This is a genomic window from Acinetobacter sp. YH12251 (genome assembly GCF_013417465.1).
Lineage (GTDB): Bacteria > Pseudomonadota > Gammaproteobacteria > Pseudomonadales > Moraxellaceae > Acinetobacter > Acinetobacter amyesii.
The window spans coordinates 1-2,255 of the sequence record NZ_VPDZ01000049.1 but is presented as its reverse complement, the minus strand read 5'-3'; the positions used below and the strand labels follow the sequence as shown (position 1 = coordinate 2,255).

The window sequence follows — 2,255 nt, the reverse complement described above, 5'->3', positions numbered from 1 at the left end:
AGTACCAGCGTACGGCCCACAGAATGATGTCACGCTGAAAATGCCGGCCTTTGAATGGGTTCATGTGCAGCTCCATCAGCAAAAGGGGATGATAAGTTTATCACCACCGACTATTTGCAACAGTGCCACATTTTCTATCTTCGATGAGTTACGAGTTAGAATTCAAAGAAAAAACTCTGAAGAATTTTGACAAATTTAGTTGTAATAAGAGTGATTGTAAATAAATAATCTATTGTGCTTAAGCTAATTTCTTTTCTACATTTACAACTTTAAGTTAGCGAAGATCTGTTGAACTGAGTCCTGAAAATGTGAATAGGCTTGCTGCCATGATATTTGTTTGTCCCCGAACACCATAGGAACAACAAAATTATTAAACCTGGCTTTATAGAGTGGATTACGACTTAATTCATTTAAACCAAATAACAATTCAGCAATCGGGTCTTCAACCATAAGAGTATGCTGACGACCATAACGCTCAATATCAGTTTTTATAACTTTAGTAGCTAAGTGCCCTAAATAAACAAAATCTTGTGGTTTACCATAGGTAATTTTAAAGTAGTCATACACATGTCGAACTAATGATTCATCATCAGCTCTTTCAGCATTTCTAGCAAAGGCCGCTGTACGCCTTAAAATTGCTATCAGCTTCTCGATACTGGTACTGACAATTGTGACGGAGGGAAAAGCATCGACTGGCTTCCCTTTCTTAGCCAAGTCATACACAAACGAGGTGATACTTCTAGATTCAAAAGGCTCAAGTAAGTCTGTTTCAACTAATTCCAATTTAATGAATGGTCGTAAACAGGGAGCTTGGTTGAAATGCTGAGGATATCGAATTAATAATTCCATATAACGATATTCATCCCAGACAACTGGTTCCTCTTCAATTGTAAAGAAATCAGATTGAGAGATTTTGTCTTGTACTTGATGAAGCAATTGTTTACGTACAACTTTAGCTTTAGAGCGACTTAATGCAATATTTGGTTTTGGAACTATTTTAATGTCCACATCTTCAGACATCCGATTTAACTGAATATTTGCTTTAGCTAAAGAAGTTCCACCAGCAAAAACCAAGTCATGCGTTTCAAATTCTAGAGACTGTAATAGTCTCAATAACTCGACAACATAGTAATCTTTTTCAACAATAGAAGTTGCACCAATACCAAGTGCATCAGCGACATCTGCAAACACATTTTTTATATCAGGCATTAATTTGGCTACGACCTACAGACAATTGGCGTGTAAAACGACGCGGGGTTTTAATTTGAGTAAAGGCTGGAATCTGGGTGGATTGACCAGATAAATATTTTTCCGTAGCCTCTCCTAACGTAACCTGCACATCCAATCTTTTTAATGCCTCTAAGATCACTGCATCCGCGCCTTCTGGACAGGCTGGCATTACTTTGCCGGTAATTTGATTTTTTCTTGCTTTGGTATAAATACCATAACCAACTTTAATTAGCTCACCTTCTTGAACTAAGTTTCGCAGAACTCTTCCAATTTGGTCATAATTCGCAATGTCATTAAAATCATCACGCATAAAAACATAACGTTTTGAGCGTTTGATGCGCATTTGCATTTTCGCTTTAGTTGTCATCGCATCTCCCTTATACATCAGTTTTCACATACCTTTAAACTAGCAAAAATACGACATTTTGTCGAGCAAAAATACGACATTATACTAGATGAGACTGTAGATAAATTACTCAGGAAGACAACTTTGTCTGATCTGACAGTTCTTGGTTGAGTTGCAGAATTCTATTACTCTATTACATTAAACAGCTGTAGATAACTACTTATGATCCAGAATTGGTTATCAAGCACCCTGATTACATAATAATCATAAGTTATACAACTTACACAATTTATGTGTCAGGAACCTGTCCACTTATGTACCTCTAAACACGTACGTGTTTTTATGGCACTGTTGCAAAGTTAGCGATGAGGCAGCCTTTTGTCTTATTCAAAGGCCTTACGTTTCAAAAACTCTGCTTACCAGGCGCATTTCGCCCAGGGGATCACTATAATAAAATGCTGAGGCCTGGCCTTTGCGTAGTGCACGCATCACCTCAATACCTTTGATGGTGGCGTAAGCCGTCTTCATGGATTTAAATCCCAGCGTGGCGCCGATTATCCGTTTCAGTTTGCCATGATCGCATTCAATCACGTTGTTCCGGTACTTAATCTGTCGGTGTTCAACGTCAGACGGGCACCGGCCTTCGCGTTTGAGCAGAGCAAGCGCGCGACCATAGGCG

4 protein-coding genes are annotated in these 2,255 nt (G+C 38.7%); 1 reads left to right on the top strand and 3 read right to left on the bottom strand.

Annotated features, from left to right (window positions below; all coding sequences use genetic code 11):
• Positions 1–190, top strand: a 190-nt coding sequence (locus FTV27_RS17425; protein WP_373684859.1) for a hypothetical protein, incomplete at its 5' end; no start/stop codon positions are given.
• A 71-nt stretch (positions 191–261) separates the two neighbouring features.
• On the opposite strand, the gene FTV27_RS16965 is transcribed toward FTV27_RS17425, so the two are convergent.
• The 3 genes from FTV27_RS16965 to FTV27_RS16955 all read right to left on the bottom strand — a co-directional run.
• The gene (locus tag FTV27_RS16965) at positions 262–1,209 is read right to left on the bottom strand and encodes a nucleotidyl transferase AbiEii/AbiGii toxin family protein (RefSeq protein ID WP_120376155.1); all 948 of its coding nucleotides are present in this window, start codon (positions 1,207–1,209) and stop codon (positions 262–264) included.
• A complete protein-coding gene (locus FTV27_RS16960; protein ID WP_120376154.1) occupies positions 1,202–1,597 on the bottom strand; it encodes a DUF6088 family protein in 396 nt (131 codons plus the stop codon). The genes FTV27_RS16965 and FTV27_RS16960 overlap by 8 nt, the downstream gene beginning before the upstream one ends.
• Before the next feature lie 375 nt (positions 1,598–1,972).
• On the bottom strand, positions 1,973–2,255 hold a 283-nt coding region (locus FTV27_RS16955), incomplete at its 5' end, for a DDE-type integrase/transposase/recombinase (RefSeq protein ID WP_180036298.1).

Bases quoted from the DNA above. Each gene is read 5' to 3' on its own strand.
- FTV27_RS16965 (WP_120376155.1), bottom strand. From the start codon at position 1,209: ATGCCTGATATAAAAAATGTGTTTGCAGATGTCGCTGATGCACTTGGT.
- FTV27_RS16960 (WP_120376154.1), bottom strand. From the start codon at position 1,597: ATGACAACTAAAGCGAAAATGCAAATGCGCATCAAACGCTCAAAACGT.